Below are 17229 nucleotides of genomic sequence, written 5' to 3' on the forward strand. Positions count from 1 at the left end.
GTTAAGAATCAGCTTTATCTTTTTTCTTAAATATTTTTTTGAAGAAATCGGCTATAAAACCGAAATCCATCATTCCTTTATCTTCTGTAGCCCTTTTTGTTAGATAAACACCTAACGGTAGCATTATTAGTGTAGCTAACCAAGCGCCCAACATTGGGTGAATATTGCCTTCTTTTGCATAATTACTGGCAAAAACTCCTATGAAATAATAGATTAGAAATAATACGATGGCGATAACCATTGGTAGCCCTAAACCACCTTTTCTTATAATTGCGCCCAACGGAGCTCCAACAAAAAACAAGATGATACAAGAGAAAGCCAAAGCATATTTATTGTGAAGCGAAAGAATATGCATATTGTATATTTTATATCGCTTTTGTAATTCTTCTTTTTTTCCGGTTAAAGAACCTAGAATACTACTGGTAGAATTTTTGGCACTACTTAAAACCTGTATTTGCTGCCAGTCAGGAAATATAATAAGAAAGTTCTCTTTTATGGAATCTTGAAAGGCAATATTGGCTTTAGACTTAATCGCCTTAGTTTCTATAATTGAGTCTTTTTTTCTGACCATATCGGTCTTTGTAGAATCATTGTTTTCTACCACTAAGGGAGTAAACATACCGGTTCTGCTTTCAATATTCTTTGAAAATGCACGTACTATTCTGTAATTATCGCCTCGTAAAGAATCAATATCTTTTGAAAGGCGAGAAATATTCTTCATTTTATCAGTACTAATGTCGCGCTCTTCTTCTAGTTCATCATTATTGATTTCAGGTATCTCAATATTCATGGTATACGTGTCGAAATCTGCTTGGGCAAAAGGGAATTTCATTTTGCTGTCATTACTTTTTGAAGTAACATCCTCATAATAATGCCCATCTTTTAATACCAATTGAATGATGTCAGATTCTTCACTACTGATCAATTCTCCCGTTTTAGATTTGATAACAGTGGTATTTAGGTTGTTTTTTGATTTGATATGAATGATAACATTCTTAAGAAAACGGTCGTTATCCCCATATTTCTCATCAACCTTAATATTCATTCCTTCAAAATCACTAAAAACACCTTCAGATACTACAGCTGCAGGTTTAACCTTTGCGATGTTTCTACGGAGATTATATATCTTTCGTTGAGATAATGGAATTACATTATTGGCAAAAAAGAAGGTAACCCCACCTAAAATCGTTACAAAAACAATTAAGCTTAGCATGGAGCGCTGCAAGGAAATACCTGACGCCTTCATAGCGGCGAATTCATAATTTTCTGCAATGGAACCAAACGTAAGTATGGAAGACAAAAGCACCGTAAGTGGAAGTACTTTTTCGGTAAGGTCTGGCATTAAATAAAACAGAAACTTACCAATAATTACAATATCTAGACCTTTACCCGCAAGGTCATCAATAAAAAGCCAAATCGTTTGAAATATGAAGATGAACATCAATATTACAAACGAGCTGATAAAATTAAAGACGAACCTGGATAGGATATATCGGTCTAGTATTCTCAATAGTTCTAATTTCTTAGAATGAAATAACCTTCATCCTTATATTTAGCTTCATCAAAAGTAAATAAGGTTTTGGACAAATCTTGATCTGTTTTAAAAGAATTAACAGTGATTGTTGTCTTAGTACCGTTCTTACCAGTTTCAATAAGTTTATAGATATGTTTAGTACCCATATCAATACCTAATAATCTAGATTTTATTTCAGTATCAGAATCTATAGGTGTCAATTTTACATACTGTACTTTTCTACCTTGTACATTTTGTAAAATATCCCAAGCATAATTGTGTCCTTCTTTGTAGAAAGTCAACATTTTAGAAGGTGTCATTGCATTTTCATCATCAGACTTATCTTCAATAGTTACTTCTTCATTTTCAGGTACAATAGTATATACTTTATTACCATCGAAAATTTGTTGAGATCCTAAATAGTTGAACATATATTTATTGCCTGCAAGAGTAACGTCTCCTCTTGTTTCTTGGTTAATACCAGCTTCTGCATTCTTTAAATCGAATTTAAAGTCAACAAAGATGTTATCATAACCCTGTACTTTGTTATAAACTTCGTCAAGTAAAGCTTTTGCTTTGTCAGAACCTTGCGCATTTGCAAAAGTTGCTGTGAACATAATCGTTAATACAATAATAATTTTCTTCATCTCTTTTTTAATATTATTCATTATCCAATATTTGTTGAAGGGCAACCATATCAGATACATATACCTGTCTAGCTTTACTACCTTCAAATGGACCAACAATTCCTGCCGCTTCTAATTGATCAATAATTCTACCGGCTCTATTATAACCTAGTTTCAACTTACGTTGAATTAATGAGGCTGAACCTTGTTGTGCAATTACGATAACTTCTGCTGCTTCACGGAACTTTGCATCCCTATCCGACACATTATTATCAAGACTCGTGCCAGAATCTTCACCTACATATTCCGGTAGTTCATGAGCATCTGGATAAGCTCTCTGAGCGCCTATAAATTCAACAATTTTCGCAACTTCTGGTGTGTCTACAAAGGCACATTGTATACGGGTAACATCATTACCTTGAGTAAACAACATATCACCTCTACCAATTAATTGGTCAGCACCTGCTGTATCTAAAATTGTTCTTGAATCTATTTTAGAAGTAACCCTAAAAGCTAATCTCGCAGGGAAGTTGGCTTTGATAATACCTGTAATAACGTTTACAGATGGTCTCTGGGTTGCAATGATTAAATGTATACCAATTGCTCTTGCCAATTGCGCAAGCCTTGCGACGGGCGTTTCTACCTCTTTGCCAGCGGTCATAATTAAATCTGCAAACTCATCTATAACTAGTACTATATAGGGCAAAAACTTGTGCCCGTCATTTGGGTTCAGTTTTCTTGCCTTGAATTTAGTATTGTATTCTTTTAAGTTACGAACCATCGCTAATTTCAATAGTTCGTATCTGTTATCCATCTCAATACACAGTGAATTTAGTGTATGAATTACTTTAGTGTTATCAGTAATAATCGCTTCTTCCGAATCTGGAAGTTTTGCCAGGAAATGACGTTCTATTTTATTGTACAGCGTAAGTTCAACTTTTTTAGGATCTACCAAAATAAACTTCACTTCAGCAGGATGCTTTTTGTATAGCAGGGAAGTTAATACTGCATTTAAACCAACAGATTTACCTTGTCCTGTAGCACCAGCCATTAACAAGTGAGGCATCTTAGCTAAGTCTACCACAAATGTTTCATTACTAATGGTTTTACCAAATGCAATTGGTAATTCCATTTCTGCTTTCTGAAATTTGCTTGAAGCAATTACAGAACGCATAGAAACGATAGATGAATTTTTATTTGGTACTTCTATACCAATAGTTCCTTTTCCAGGAATAGGGGCGATGATACGAATTCCTAATGCAGCCAATGACAATGCTATATCATCTTCTAGATTCTTAATCTTAGATATTCTAACGCCAGCTTCAGGTACTATCTCGTATAATGTTACAGTAGGACCGATAGTTGCTTTTATTTGAGCAATACCTATTTTGTAATTTTTTAGAGTATCAACAATTTTATTCTTATTTTCCTCTAACTCTTCTTGATTAATGGTAATACCACCTGTAGCACCATGTTGGTCTAAAAGATCAAGAGTAGGGAATTTGTAATTACCCAATTCTAGAGTAGGGTCAAACTCCCCAAAATCATCTACAAGCTTATTCGCAAGAATGTCAATTTCTTCTGGTTCTTCAATAACTTGTTCCACTTCCATATCCAAAGTTTCTTCGGGCTCTGGGGTGGTAATTTCAAAATCTTTGATTTTTTCCTCTTTTTCTAAATGAGGAATTTCTTCTTTATGAGTGTAGGTATCAATAATCACTGGAGCTTCCTCTTCTAGGGAAGTGGTAATTAATTCTTCCTCTTCTTTTTTCTTATTTGCTTTTCGTTCTTGGTTGGCTTTAAATTCTGTCGAAATAGCTTCTTTTCTTGATTTAAAGAAAGATGAAATTCCCTCTGGGGTAACTTCAAAAAGTCGTACCAAGATAAATATAAGTCCGAATACCAATAGTAAAAGCACACCAATTTTACCGGCATAATCTTGTAAGAAGTCATTCATTTCAAAACCAACTAAGCCGCCTAGTAGAGGACTGCTAGTAGCAAAAAAGCCTAACGCAATAGAAATCCAAACAACAAATAGTAAGCCCCAAATCCATTTTTTAAACAATGCTTTCATTGGTAGACCTAGAAATAGGTATATACCTGTAATACAAACAAGAAATGGAAATATTAGAGATGCCAATCCAAAACCTTTGTACATGAAAAAGTGGCTAATACTTGCACCAAATTTATTCAGTAGGTTTTTTGCTAATTCATTGCGGTCTTTAAATTCAGATAGTAAGCTTTGATCATCTTGCCAGTTAAAGTAAAAGGATATAAAAGAAAAGAAAAGCGCAATACTAAATAGCATTAACAAACTACCCAAAATGATTTTATTCTGTTTGGATAATTTAAATGATGTTCCTTTTTTAGTAGGTTTTGGCTTTGATTTAGTTGCCTTTTTTGCCATTAAAACTTAATTCTGATGCTAAATTACAAATTTACGATGAGCTACGTTATACCAAGAACTAACCTAAAGAATCTTTGGTAGGTAAATGATAAGGCCAATAATAGTAGAAGCAATAGAAACCAACATAACAGCCCCGGCAGAAATATCCTTAATAAATCCGATTTTGACATCAAATTCAGGTTGAATGTAATCTGCAATCTTTTCAACGGCAGTATTCATACCTTCAATACCTAAAACCATAGCGATGGCAAAAATTTGAAGTATCCATTCTGTTTGAGATATTTCAAAATAAAAGCCGGCAGCAGTCATTACAATGGCAATGAAAACCTGAATTTTTATACTTGCTTCAGTACGTATTAAAAGTATGGCTCCTTTAAAAGCGAAGCCAACACTTTTAATACGATTGACCAAAAAGGATTCTTTTGGCATGTGTGTTGTTTGTTATTAGTTCATTAAAGCCTCTAAAGCTGCTTTGTAATTTGGCTCTTCTGTAGTTTCTGCTACTTGCTCTGTATATAATACGTTTCCTTTTTCATCAACTACAACAACCGCTCTTGAAAGTAATGGAGCTAATGGTCCGTCTGAAAATGCTACGTTGTAACCTTTACCAAAATTACCATCTTTAAAATCAGAAAGCATTTCAACATTTTCAATACCCTCTGCACCACAAAATCTTGCTTGTGCGAAAGGAAGATCTTTAGAAATACATAATACGATTGTATTATCTAATTCTGCTGCTTCTTGATTAAATTGACGAACAGATTGTGCGCAAGTGCCTGTATCTACACTTGGAAAAATATTTAACACTACTCTAGAACCTTCATAGTCTGAAAGTTTAACAGTAGATAAGTCATTCTTAGTTAATTGAAATTCTGGAGCTTTTTCACCTGTTGTTGGTAGCGTTCCTATTGTGTGTATTTCGTTTCCTTTTAGTGTAACCGAAGCCATAACTTTTGTCTTTTTATAATTGAGAATGTGAAATTATAAAATATAAAGTTGAAATGAGTGGGAATAGGGTAAAAAAAAAGTCCTTTCAAATTTGAAAGGACTTTATAATTTTTTAAAGCTATTATTTATCTATAGAGCCTAAAACACGCTGCATAAATTGATTCATAGCATCTTTCTTTGGTGTGCCTTGCTCTATGCTGTTCGCAACCTCTATGGCACCGTACATATTAGAAATTAATTCGCCAATTACATCAAGCTCTTCATCTTTTAGTGAAGGTAACTCTGTTAGTGCTTCTAGAGTTTCAATAGTCTCTAGTACGAAATCGCTATCTTTTTCTTCAATGAACTCTGTCAGTAATTTAATTATGGGTAATCTCACTGATCAAATCTTTTAATAGGTCATACTTATTAGTTTGAACCTGATTTTTAATTTTCCCTTTCTCGAAAGAAGCGAAGGTAGGTAAGTTACTTACGTCTGCTAGCTTTCTAGATTCAGGAAATTTTTCTGCATCTGCTAAAACAAAAGTAATATTCTCATTTTGCGAAGCTTCTTTTTTAAACTTTGGCTTCATAATTCTACAGTTACCACACCATGATGCAGAATATTGTACAACTACATTAGGGTTATTGTCTATAATTTCCTGTAAATTATCTTGTTCTAATTCTAATAACATAATTAAAGTTATTTAAGGATTAATAAAATGAACATGAGATAGATTACCTCATGTTCATCAATAATTTTATTAGTTAGCGTGTGTGGAAAGGTAGCTAGCAACACCGTCTCTATTTGCAGACATTGCTTCTTTACCTTCTTCCCAGTTAGCTGGACAAACTTCACCTTTTTCTTGAACGTGAATTAAGGCATCTACTAAACGTAAATACTCACCAACGTTTCTACCAAGAGGCATATTGTTAATGCTTTCGTGTTGTACAACACCTTCTTCATCAATAATATATGTAGCTCTGTAAGTAACATTGTCACCTTCAACTTGAACTGTTTCTGTTTCTTCGTCGTAAACTTCGTTTTGGATATCTAAAATGCCTAAAACGCTAGATAGGTTACGGTTGCTATCTGCTAATATTGGGTAAGTTACACCTTCAATACCGCCGTTATCTTTACTTGTACTTAACCATGCAAAGTGTACTTCAGGAGTATCACAAGATGCACCGATTACTAATGTGTTTCTTTTTTCGAACTCACCAATAGCAGCTTGAAATGCATGTAATTCTGTAGGGCAAACAAAAGTAAAATCTTTTGGATACCAGAAAAGAACCACTTTTTTATTATTTTTTTGAGCTTCTTCTAATACGTTAAGTTTAAAAGTGTCGCCCATGTCGTTCATCGCGTTAACACTAAGATTTGGGAATTTTTTTCCTACAAATGCCATAATATGTTTTCGTTTTATAATTAATTATAAAGCAAAATTAAGACATGATAAGAGGTTAAAAGACTTTCTAAATTAGAATTTTCAATGGAAGAATAACTATTTTGAATAGCGTTTAGTTTACGCAACATTTTGTGTGAATGACATAAATTATCACCTACAAAATTGTCAAATTAACAAAGAAGTAGGTGTAAAGGTGAAAAGGCAAAAGAATTAAAATTTAGGATTTTTTTGAAGTCAGTCTTTTTATCTTAATATTAAAACCCGCAAATATGAAAGTCATAATTGGGCTCAACCAATTAAAGATAGCATACACAAAATACTCGGCTACACCAACACCTAACACACCGCTATGATATGCGCCACAGGTGTTATAAGGTATTAATACAGAAGTTACCGTTCCAGTATCTTCAAGTGTTCTACTTAAGTTCTCTGGAGCTAAGCCTCTATCTTTAAACGCTTTTGCAAACATTTTACCAGGTACCACAATAGCTAAATATTGATCAGAAGCTGTCCCGTTTAAAACAATACAGCTAATACCGGTACTAAAAAATAGACCGAATGTAGACTTGGCCATGCTAAGTAGAGATTTTGTAATTCTAGCCAATGCACCAATACCATCCATTATACCGCCAAAGAACATGGCGCAAATAATTAACCAAATGGTTCCAAGCATACCTGTCATTCCCTTAGATGAGAATAAATCGCTTAAAGCTTTGTTATCGGTTGGTATATCTGTACTTACCGTTATTGCTTTTAAAATGCCTTGGTAACCAGATTGAAAACTTAATTCTGTTGCTCCGGTAATACCTGCAACTATTTGTGGTTGAAAAATAAGCGCAAATACAGCTGCTAAAAGCGTACCTATCAATAAGGCGGCTAAAGGAGGTGTTTTCTTGACTATTAGTGCTATTACGGCTATAGGAACAAGAAATAACCATCCATTGATGTCAAAAGAAGAATCTATAGATGCTAAAATAGCATCAACGTCAGCTTCCCCGTTGGTTTCTAAACTAAAGCCTATTATTAAAAATACGATTAGTGTAACAGTTATTGTAGGCACCGTTGTCCATAGCATATACTTAATATGAGAGAACAACTCGCCACCGGCCATTGCAGGAGCCAAATTAGTGGTGTCACTTAACGGTGATAACTTATCGCCAAAATAAGCGCCCGATAATACAGCGCCGGCTGTCATCCCTAAAGAAATACCCAAAGCTTCCCCAATACCTATTAATGCTATACCCACTGTTGCAGAAGTGGTCCAGCTACTTCCTGTAGCTACTGAGATTATTGCACAAATAATTACACACGCCGCTAAAAATATGGTTGGATTTAGAATCTGTAATCCGTAATAAATCATAGCGGGAATTATACCGCTTACCAGCCATGTACCGGCTAGTGCACCAACCATTAGTAAAATAAGTAAAGCTCCCGTAGTAGATCTTATATTCTCTTCAACTTCGGCAATCATTTGTTTGTAAGAAACTTTATGGAAGAATCCAACAATGGCAGCAACCGCACCACCTAATAATAATATAAATTGATTAGAACCACTTAGGGCATCATCACCAAATACGTAAACATTGTAGGCCAACATGGCAACTAGGGCTACTACAGGAATTAAAGCAGCGAATATGCTCAATTCTTTATTGTCAACGATATGTTCGTTTTCCCTGTGTTCATTGGTATTTTGATCTGACATTAAAATCAAGTTTGGTTACTTCGTAATATTACGATTTCTGTTACGGATGTGCAAACCCGTTTTAGAATTGAAATCTTAGACGTTAATGCTTTTGATATCCAGTATATTAAGATCTATTAAACATTTTTTCATTAAGGAATAGGTTCTTTGAATATCATCATCTAATCCTATTGAAAATCGTATTAGTCCATTTCCAAGTCCCATTTCTTTTTGTTCTTCTAGCGGAATTTCTGAAGATGTAGAGCTTCCCGGAGCGCTAAATAGTGTTTTGTAAAACCCGAGGCTAACCGCTAAATATCCCAATTTTCTTTCTTGCATTAACTCCATAAGTGCATTGGCATTTTCAATAGTGCCCACATCCATGGTTATTAATCCTCCATATCCATATTCAGGATTCATTTGATCTTCCATTATTAAATGACCTGGATGTGATGGTAGACCAGGATAGACAACTCTGAGTCCGTCTTTTTCAAAATTTTCTGCTAGGTATTGCGCATTTTCGCTATGCTTTTTCATACGTATATGTAGGGTACGCATGTTTTTTAAAATTGATGATGCCCGTAAACTATCTAACGTGCTTCCTAAAAGCATACCTGCTCCATTGTTTACATCTTTTAGGCTAAGGCAAAAATCGGTTGTACCACAAACTACACCGGCAACACAATCGCTGGTTCCGTTTATGAATTTTGTAAGACTGTGAATTATAACATCTGCGCCTAATTTTGCCGGAGATACGGATAGGGGTGAGAATGTATTATCTACTACTAATGGTAGTTCGTTCTTTTTTGCTATTCGAGAAAGCGCAGAAATATCTGCAACTTCCAATAGCGGGTTGCTTACACTTTCGCAATAAATCATTTTTGTTTTGGGGGTGATCGCTTTTGCAACAGCATCAAGATCGGTGATATCTAGAAATGTAGTTTTAATACCAAATTTGATCAAGAAATTCTTCATGAAGGCATAAGTGCCACCATAAATAGTTCTACTGCTAATAATATGGTCACCTGAATTACAAAGTTGAAGAATTACGGCTGTAATTGCACCCATGCCACTTGCGGTTACATTTGCACTTTCTGTACCTTCTAGTGCTGCTAGAGCTTCGCCTAAATATAAATTTGAAGGAGAAGAGTGCCTACTGTATAGGTAGCAACCTTCTGTATTTCCTTCAAAAGTATCAAACATGGTTTTAGCTGATATAAAGGTATATGTAGAAGAATCGGAAATGGAAGGGTTTACTCCTCCATATTCTCCAAAGTATTGTAAATCTTGTAAGTCGTTACTGTTCTTGTGGCTCATGGGTTGTTATTTTAAGTAAAAGTAGCTTTTAGCTGTAAAATTGTCAATACGAACCTTGTTTGTTAGAATATTAAACTATTATTAGTTTAAGTTTAGATTTTAATTCGGTTGTTCATTAAATTTACTTGGTGTAATAGAATTACAATCATTATGAAGTTAGATTTAATTGATAATAACCTATTAGAGCTATTACAGGCAGATAGCAAAAAAACTACTAAAGAGTATGCCTTAAAACTGGGGCTATCTACTACAGCTATATATGAGCGTATTAAAAGATTAGAAAGAATAGGGGCTATTAGAAATTATGTTGCTTTGGTAGATAAAGCAATAGTAAATAGAAACTTTACAGTGTTTTGTCATGTTAAACTAGTGCAGCATGTAAAGGAAAACATTGCTCAATTTGAAGCTCAAGTTATGCGTCTTCAAGAAGTTGTAGAATGCCATCACCTTAGTGGAGATTATGATTATTTATTAAAAATACATGTTCAGGATATGGAGGCGTACCGTAATTTTATGGTGAATAAATTAACGGCTATGAATCATATTGGTAGTACGCAAAGCTCTTTTACCATAAAAGAGGTGAAGCATTCTACCGCTATACCGCTTTAAAACTAAAAATAGTATTAATTTTGTAAGACATTAGAAAACAAATATTTTATGGATCAATATGATGTAGCCATTATAGGCTCAGGACCTGGAGGATACGTAGCAGCAATACGTTGTGCTCAATTAGGAATGAAAACAGCAATAATTGAAAAATATTCCACCCTTGGCGGAACATGTTTAAATGTTGGGTGTATTCCTTCTAAGGCGATGTTAGATTCTTCACATCATTATGAGGATGCTATTAAGCATTTTGATGAGCACGGTATTGAAATCCCTGGTGAGATTAAAGTGAATTTGGCAAAAATGATAGCTCGTAAGCAAGGTGTTGTTGACCAAACTACTAAAGGAATAGAATTCTTAATGGATAAAAACAAAATTACCGTTTATGAAGGTGTCGGTAGTTTTAAAGATGCAACGCATGTAAACATAAAGAAGAACGATGGTAAAACAGAAGAGATAGAAGCTAAAAATATTATAATAGCTACTGGGTCTAAGCCATCAACCCTACCTTTTATAAAATTAGATAAAGAACGCATCATTACATCTACCGAAGCTTTAGAACTTAAAGAAGTTCCAAAACATATGATTGTTATTGGTGGTGGTGTAATTGGTTTAGAATTAGGTCAAGTTTATAAAAGGCTAGGTGCAGAAGTAACCGTAGTTGAATTTATGGATCGTATTATTCCTGGAATGGATGCTGCGCTTTCAAAGGAATTGACTAAGGTGATGAAAAAGCAAAAAGTAAAATTTGCTTTATCTCATAAAGTGAAGTCTGTTGAAAGAAAAGGTGGTCAGGTTATAGTAAAAGCAGATGACAAAAAAGGACAAGAAGTTGTTTTTGAAGGTGATTATTGTTTAGTTGCTGTTGGTAGAAAACCTTATACCGACGGATTAAATGCTGATGCAGCTGGTGTAAAGCTTGATGATAGAGGTAAGGTAATAGTTGATGCTCACTTAAAAACCAATGTAGATAATATATATGCTATTGGTGATGTAATAAAAGGTGCTATGTTAGCTCATAAGGCTGAAGAAGAAGGTACTTTGGTTGCTGAGCAATTAGCGGGTCAAAAACCACATATAGATTATAACTTAATTCCTGGTGTTGTTTATACTTGGCCAGAAGTTGCAGCAGTTGGTAAAACAGAAGAGGAATTAAAAGAAGCAGGAGTAGAGTACAAGGTAGGTCAATTTCCTATGCGTGCATTAGGACGTTCTAGAGCTAGTATGGATACTGATGGATTTGTTAAAATTCTTGCAGATAAGAAGACCGATGAAGTTTTAGGTGTTCATATGGTTGGCGCACGTTGTGCCGATTTAATTGCAGAAGCTGTAACGGCTATGGAATTTAGAGCATCTGCTGAAGATATTTCAAGAATGAGCCATGCTCACCCAACTTATGCAGAAGCTGTTAAGGAAGCTGCACTAGCTGCCACAGATGATCGTGCATTACATATCTAGATGATTTAAAATTATAGTGATAAAAAAAAGCAGCCAATTGGCTGCTTTTTTTGTTTTGTAGTAATTATAATTTTTTAATGCAGTTTAGTTTTTAATTAAACCTAGAAGACGTAAAACCTTTTCGGTTACAGTTCTTAGGACCTCAAAAAGTATAATTGCAATTTGTTCCAAGTAAATTCTAGTAGATGATAAGAAAGTAAATACGCTAGATTTAATGTCTGCCTTATGGTCTTCATATTTTAATGCCAAATAGGTACTGGCAATCATAAACAAAATAGCACCAGGAATTGCAATGAACGGGTTTAAGGAGTGATGGAAAAACCTGTACAGACCAACACCCGTAAAACTACCATACAATATGATAAAATGAATAATGTAAATAGATAGGGTACTTTGTCCTATTCTTAACCAAGTTGCATTCATTAAGAATTTTCTTAGCAGTATGAATATGGAAAAAACAATTAGAACATCACCTAACCTAATAAATAGATAATTGTTATTGAAAATATCTTGAAACAATTGTATGCCTGTAACTTCATATATAGAAAGGAAAAAATCTGAAGAAAGAAAAATTAGAATTAATCCTATAGCGATATAAGTAGGGACAACATATTGATAAAGGTTTTTACTTTCTTGATACTTGGAAAATAAAACAGACATAAAACTACCAATTGTAGCATAGCCTAACCATGGTATTATCGTAAAAACAGATCCATTTGCTTTTGTAAGATAATTGGCGAACACCTGAGGTAAAAACTCAAAGCTAGATGCTTTGTAAATGGGTTCAAAAATAAAGAGTAACAACGTTGTAGATACTAATATTGTTGGGAAAATCCATTTTTGCTTAGCGAAAGTGAGTATGTAGAAACCAATAATAAACAGTAATGAAAGACCTATACAATGCAGTACATCTACTAAGTAGAAAGAGTCGTAAACTTCACCTTTGAACAACCCAAAAATGTTCATTCTTAATAAGTAAGCTATTACAAGTAATTCTAGTCCACGTTTAATTCCCTTTTTAACACGTGGATTGTTCCATCCAGTTTGCGGTGATCTAATTAATAAAAATGTAAAAATGAATCCAGATACGGTAAAGAATACGGGAGCTGTAATTCCTCTAAAATACTTCCATGTAGTGAACAGTATATTTGAGTTGTCTCTAAATGCATTATCTAATAAACCATCAATGAAATGACCCTGTAACATCATCAAGATAGCCCAGGCTCTTATGGCGTCTAAAAAAAACAATCTTGACTTAGAGTTGCTCATTATAACAATTATACCCTATATACTTATAAAACAGTATGTTTGGATGTTTCAAGAGGCAAAATTAGATAAAATAATTTAAGGTATACTGTAATTGAATTAAATTCGCAATCATACATTAAAATAGTCTTATGAATTACGTTTTAGCATTTGCAGGTAGCAATTCTTCAATTTCCATTAATTATAAATTGGTAAAGTATACTTCTTCTTTAATAAGTGGTACAGAAGTGCGACTTCGTAACATGGCAAAGTATCCATTTCCTATGTATAGTTATGATGTTGAAAAAGAAAATGGATATTCAAATTCATTGGTAGAATTCAAAAACGAAATCAGTAATGCAAAAGGCTTGATTATAGCTGTAAGCGAACATAACAGTTACCCTTCTGCCTACTTTAAAAATACGATGGATTGGTTGTCTCGATTAGATTCTAAGTTTTTGGTCGATAAGAAAATTTTACTCATGTCAACATCAACCGGTGGTCGTGGCGCAATTGGTGCTTTAGAGGTTGCAGAAAAAATGATTACTAGGTTCCAAGGTACAGTGGTTGAAACCTTTTCATTGCCTAGATATGGAGATAATTTTGATGAAAATACAGGAATAACCAATGCCGACTTGGCAAAAATTCATTCAGAAAAAGTGAGTTCTTTTGTAAAGGCTATTTCTTAAAAGTATTTTACATTGGTCTAGTTAAATAATTCTTAGGCATCTCAATTAAATTAGGGGACTTCCGTACCTTTATTGCGTGTTAAAAGTATTCAAAAAACATATTGAAGATTCTTTTCCGGAATTGTTAAATTCCCATTTCATAATAGCATGTAGTGGTGGTTTAGATAGTACCGTGCTTGCGGAACTTTGTCATCAAGCCCAACTACAATTTTCTATAGCACATTGTAATTTTAGATTACGTGGCGAAGCTAGTGATGACGATGAAACATTTGTGCGAGATTTAGCGGAAAAATTAAATAAGGAAGTTTTTATTACTCATTTTGATACTCTCGGATATGTGAATCAGCACAAAGTTTCTGTTCAAATGGCGGCAAGAGAGCTTCGGTATGCTTGGTTTGAGCAATTGCTTTCTCAAAATAATAAATCTTATTTGTTAACGGCACATCATGCTAATGATGTTTTAGAAACGTTCATAATTAATTTATCTAGAGGCACTGGTATTGATGGTTTAACCGGTATACCTGCTAAGATAAATTACTTAAGAAGACCTTTATTGCCATTTTCTAGAGAAGAGTTGGAGCATTTTGCCCATATAGAAGAAATGGATTGGAGGGAGGATGCAAGTAATGCAGATACAAAGTATTTACGAAATAAGATCCGTCATGAAATTATTCCTGCACTGAATGAATTACATCCTACTTTTTCAGATAATTTTAAAAACACTTTAAGTTATTTAAATCAGACCCAAACTATTGCTTCGGCATATCTTCATCATTTAAAAGAAGAAATTTTTATTGAAAATAATGGTAGGGTTGAAATTGAGATTACAAAGCTAAAAGAACTTAATCCGCTTACTACTTATTTACATGGATTATTTAGCGATTACGGTTTCAAAGAAATGGACAATATAGAGACGCTGTTAGATGGTCTTAGTGGTAAACAATTGATTTCTAACACGCATGTTTTGACCAAGAATCGTGATGTTTTACTTTTAACGCCACTTGTTGAAAGTGAATTAAAAAACCAGGAGTTTTTCATTACTGAAGAAGAAGTACCTTTGAAACTGCCAATATCCTTAGAGTTTACTGTAGTACCTGAGCGTCTCGATAATTCAGATAAAATAATTTTCGTTCAAAAAAATGTATTAAAATATCCCTTAACGATAAGAAAATGGAAGAATGGCGACTACTTTTATCCTATAGGTTTAAATGGCAAAAAGAAATTAGCAAAGTTCTTTAAAGACCAGAAAATAGATGTTTTGTCTAAAGATGGAACTTGGTTATTATGCTCGGGTGAGCAAATTGTATGGGTTATTGGTATGCGTGCCGATAATCGTTTTAGAGTTGTTGATACAACTCAAGAGATTTTAAAAATAGAATTTACATGATAAGATTTTTTTATTTACTACTTTTTGTTGTTGCGTTTCCGCTAAATGCTGTTGCACAAACAGAAGATAATCCTGTTGTTTGGGAACAGCAGGTTAAAAAGCTCTCTGACACGGAATATGAATTGGTCATGAAGGCTAAGATTTTAGACGGATGGCATATGTACTCTCAGTTTACATCTGAATTTGGATCTCTACCTAGTGAATTTACTTATAATGGACACGGTACTGTTTATGAACTTGTGGGTGGTACAACAGAAAGTGAAACCATAAAAGAATACAGTGAAATCTTTGAAGTAGAAGAAACTTATTTTAAAGATAATGCCACATTTACTCAACGTATTAAAGTAGTTGATGCTAAAATTAATCAGATTGATGTTGATTTGTTTTTTCAGGTGTGTAAAGAAGTTTGTATACCAATGGATAAAAAGTTCATCTTTACGCTAGATGGCTCTGAAGCCCAGGCAATTATTGCTACAGTTGATGATAGGAGTTTAGCTTTAGGTCAAAAATTACGATTAGATTTAAAGAACAGGGAATTATTGACGCAGGGGCAAGATACAATTGTTACTAGTACTAATATTTGGGTAATATTCGGATTAGGTTTTCTTGGCGGCTTAATTGCTTTATTGACACCATGTGTTTTTCCAATGATACCTTTAACCGTTTCTTTTTTTACAAAACATTCACAAAAAAAATCTAAAGGAATTATCAATGCATTGCTTTATGGGTTTTTTATTATTCTTATCTATTTCTTTTTGAGTTTACCGTTCCATTTATTTGATTCTGTGGATTCTCAAATTCTAAATTCTATAGCAACTAATGTTTGGTTGAACCTATTGTTCTTTTTGATTTTCATATTTTTTGCTTTTTCATTTTTTGGATATTATGAATTGACATTGCCAAGTTCTTGGGCAAATAAGATGGATGCTGCTTCATCTAAAGTAGGTGGAGTTTTAGGAATATTTTTCATGGCCGTTACCTTAGCCATTGTTTCTTTTTCATGCACGGGTCCAATATTAGGTGGGTTGTTAGGCGGTACTACTTTGGCTGAAGGTGAAGTAGCCTCTAACCTTACAGCAGGTATGACCGGTTTTGGAGTTGCCTTGGCATTGCCATTTGCTCTCTTTGCGCTATTCCCTGCTTGGTTGAACTCCCTGCCAAAATCTGGCGGATGGATGACAACCGTTAAAGTGGTCTTAGGATTTTTAGAGATAGGTTTGGCTTTAAAGTTTTTATCAAACGCAGACTTAGTTGGACATTGGGGAATATTGAAGCGTGAGGTGTTTTTAGGTATTTGGATTGTATTAGGTATAGCTATGACGCTTTATCTATTTGGTTTATATAAATTTCCACATGATGGTCCGGTTAAAAAATTATCCGCCGGGCGAAAATTTACTGCTTTTATTAGCGCTGCTTTTACCATTTATATGATATTGGGCGTAACCAAAATCACAAACCTTAAATTATTAAGTGGTTTTCCTCCACCAGAATTTTATAGTGTTTTTGAACAAGAGAGCGACTGTCCTTTAGGTATAGATTGCTTTAAGGATTTTGATGAAGGATTAGCATATGCCAAAGAAGTTAATAAGCCTATACTCTTAGATTTTACAGGTTGGGCATGTGTAAACTGTAGAAAGATGGAAGAAAATGTCTGGAGCGATTCGGAAATTTTTCCAATCATTAAAAATAATTATGTACTTATATCTTTATACACCGATGATAGAGAAGAGCTGCCTGATGCCGAAAAATTTAATTTTCAATTTGATAGTGGTAGGGTAAAAGAGATTAATAACATTGCACAGAAATGGGGAACTTTCCAAGATGTTAATTTTAAATCTATCTCTCAACCTTTTTATGTTTTGTTGTCTCCAGATTTAAAAGTACTTAACACTTCCATACAAAATTCAGACATACCAACATATAAAAATTGGTTATTAGAGGGTTTGAAAAATAATAATTGATTT

At 33.9% G+C, this 17229-nt stretch carries 16 protein-coding genes; 5 read left to right on the top strand and 11 right to left on the bottom strand.

The features are described from left to right. Nucleotide 1 precedes the first annotated feature (1 nt). The 10 genes from BM296_RS15285 to BM296_RS15330 all read right to left on the bottom strand — a co-directional run bounded on the left by BM296_RS15285 (nucleotide 2) and on the right by BM296_RS15330 (nucleotide 9880). Nucleotides 2-1441 (bottom strand): LptF/LptG family permease, encoded by a 1440-nt coding sequence (locus BM296_RS15285; protein WP_245787032.1) that lies wholly within the window; start codon nucleotides 1439-1441, stop codon nucleotides 2-4. A gap of 74 nt (nucleotides 1442-1515) precedes the next feature. Then, complete coding sequence (locus tag BM296_RS15290; RefSeq protein WP_027066679.1) at nucleotides 1516-2160, bottom strand: outer membrane lipoprotein periplasmic chaperone LolA1; 645 nt, start codon at nucleotides 2158-2160, stop codon at nucleotides 1516-1518. A 13-nt stretch (nucleotides 2161-2173) separates the two neighbouring features. Next, nucleotides 2174-4546 carry an FtsK/SpoIIIE family DNA translocase gene (locus BM296_RS15295; protein ID WP_027066680.1) on the bottom strand — a complete coding sequence of 791 codons (2373 nt, stop codon included), beginning with the start codon at nucleotides 4544-4546 and terminating at the stop codon, nucleotides 2174-2176. Between the two features lie 63 nt (nucleotides 4547-4609). Continuing rightward, the gene (locus tag BM296_RS15300) at nucleotides 4610-4975 is read right to left on the bottom strand and encodes a diacylglycerol kinase (protein ID WP_027066681.1); all 366 of its coding nucleotides are present in this window, start codon (nucleotides 4973-4975) and stop codon (nucleotides 4610-4612) included. A gap of 15 nt (nucleotides 4976-4990) precedes the next feature. Continuing rightward, entirely contained in the window at nucleotides 4991-5494 is a 504-nt protein-coding gene (gene tpx, locus BM296_RS15305; RefSeq protein WP_027066682.1) for a thiol peroxidase, read from the bottom strand. 121 nt (nucleotides 5495-5615) lie between these two features. Then, nucleotides 5616-5873: a DUF6952 family protein gene (locus tag BM296_RS15310; RefSeq protein ID WP_027066683.1), complete on the bottom strand. Its 258-nt coding sequence runs from the start codon at nucleotides 5871-5873 to the stop codon at nucleotides 5616-5618. Next, nucleotides 5854-6168: a thioredoxin family protein gene (locus BM296_RS15315; RefSeq protein ID WP_027066684.1), complete on the bottom strand. Its 315-nt coding sequence runs from the start codon at nucleotides 6166-6168 to the stop codon at nucleotides 5854-5856. The genes BM296_RS15310 and BM296_RS15315 overlap by 20 nt, the downstream gene beginning before the upstream one ends. 69 nt (nucleotides 6169-6237) lie before the next feature. Next, nucleotides 6238-6882: a peroxiredoxin gene (locus BM296_RS15320; RefSeq protein WP_027066685.1), complete on the bottom strand. Its 645-nt coding sequence runs from the start codon at nucleotides 6880-6882 to the stop codon at nucleotides 6238-6240. Nucleotides 6883-7099: 217 nt separating this feature from the next. Continuing rightward, a complete protein-coding gene (nhaC, locus tag BM296_RS15325) occupies nucleotides 7100-8584 on the bottom strand; it encodes a Na+/H+ antiporter NhaC (protein ID WP_027066686.1) in 1485 nt (494 codons plus the stop codon). Nucleotides 8585-8659: 75 nt separating this feature from the next. Beyond that, nucleotides 8660-9880 carry an aminotransferase class I/II-fold pyridoxal phosphate-dependent enzyme gene (locus tag BM296_RS15330; protein ID WP_091904251.1) on the bottom strand — a complete coding sequence of 407 codons (1221 nt, stop codon included), beginning with the start codon at nucleotides 9878-9880 and terminating at the stop codon, nucleotides 8660-8662. Between the two features lie 150 nt (nucleotides 9881-10030). Here BM296_RS15330 and BM296_RS15335 point away from each other — a divergent pair, with 150 nt between their 5' ends. Then, a complete protein-coding gene (locus tag BM296_RS15335; protein ID WP_091904253.1) occupies nucleotides 10031-10489 on the top strand; it encodes an Lrp/AsnC family transcriptional regulator in 459 nt (152 codons plus the stop codon). Between the two features lie 48 nt (nucleotides 10490-10537). Then, nucleotides 10538-11944 (top strand): dihydrolipoyl dehydrogenase, encoded by a 1407-nt coding sequence (lpdA, locus tag BM296_RS15340; RefSeq protein WP_091904255.1) that lies wholly within the window; start codon nucleotides 10538-10540, stop codon nucleotides 11942-11944. A gap of 84 nt (nucleotides 11945-12028) precedes the next feature. Here lpdA and BM296_RS15345 read toward each other — a convergent pair whose 3' ends face one another. Continuing rightward, on the bottom strand, nucleotides 12029-13213 hold the full coding sequence (locus BM296_RS15345) for a heparan-alpha-glucosaminide N-acetyltransferase domain-containing protein (RefSeq protein WP_027066690.1): 1185 nt from the start codon (nucleotides 13211-13213) through the stop codon (nucleotides 12029-12031). A 128-nt stretch (nucleotides 13214-13341) separates the two neighbouring features. Here BM296_RS15345 and BM296_RS15350 point away from each other — a divergent pair, with 128 nt between their 5' ends. The 3 genes from BM296_RS15350 (at nucleotide 13342) to BM296_RS15360 (ending at nucleotide 17226) form a co-directional block, all read left to right on the top strand. Next, nucleotides 13342-13878, top strand: coding sequence for an NADPH-dependent FMN reductase (locus BM296_RS15350; RefSeq protein ID WP_091904257.1), 537 nt, complete (start codon nucleotides 13342-13344; stop codon nucleotides 13876-13878). A 76-nt stretch (nucleotides 13879-13954) separates the two neighbouring features. Beyond that, the gene (tilS, locus tag BM296_RS15355; protein WP_091904259.1) at nucleotides 13955-15265 is read left to right on the top strand and encodes a tRNA lysidine(34) synthetase TilS; all 1311 of its coding nucleotides are present in this window, start codon (nucleotides 13955-13957) and stop codon (nucleotides 15263-15265) included. Continuing rightward, on the top strand, nucleotides 15262-17226 hold the full coding sequence (locus BM296_RS15360; RefSeq protein ID WP_091904261.1) for a protein-disulfide reductase DsbD family protein: 1965 nt from the start codon (nucleotides 15262-15264) through the stop codon (nucleotides 17224-17226). The genes tilS and BM296_RS15360 overlap by 4 nt, the downstream gene beginning before the upstream one ends. The last annotated feature ends 3 nt before the right edge of the window (nucleotides 17227-17229 follow it).

This window comes from Maribacter stanieri (assembly GCF_900112245.1).
GTDB lineage: Bacteria > Bacteroidota > Bacteroidia > Flavobacteriales > Flavobacteriaceae > Maribacter > Maribacter stanieri.